The organism is Frankia sp. Mgl5 (assembly GCF_023242985.1).
Classification (GTDB): Bacteria; Actinomycetota; Actinomycetes; order Frankiales; family Frankiaceae; genus Parafrankia; species Parafrankia soli.
Genome location: NZ_JALKFY010000524.1, coordinates 1 through 368, shown reverse-complemented (window position 1 = coordinate 368; position 368 = coordinate 1). Strand labels below are relative to the sequence as shown.

Genomic DNA, 368 nt, shown 5'->3' with positions numbered 1-368 from the left:
ACAAAGTAGACTGCCAGTTTTTTTCGCAGCCGTTCCATTGATTTCATTTTCTGCCTCCACTACGTATAACTGATTTGATCCAGCTCACGACGATACGCGCGGGCTGCCGCTTCCGGATCTTGGGCTGCAGTGATTCCAGAGAGCACGGCAATCCCTGCACACCCTGTCGCCATCACATCCCGCACAAAAGCAGGCAGAATCCCGCCGATGGCGATCACGGGAACAGACAAAGCTTCCGTCATTCTTGACAGCTCTTCCGTCCCGCGAGGTGTCAGATCAGGTTTGGAGCCGCTGGCGTAGATATGTCCGTAAAGCAGATAGTCAACACCAGCTGCTGCCATTTCTTGCGCCTCGGCAAACGAGTGTAC

The 368-nt window shown here is 54.1% G+C and carries 1 protein-coding gene; it reads right to left on the bottom strand.

The genetic code is table 11. The features are described from left to right. Positions 1 to 59: 59 nt before the first annotated feature. Positions 60 to 368, bottom strand: a 309-nt coding sequence (locus tag MXD62_RS10445; RefSeq protein WP_248829123.1) for a thiamine phosphate synthase, incomplete at its 5' end; no start/stop codon positions are given.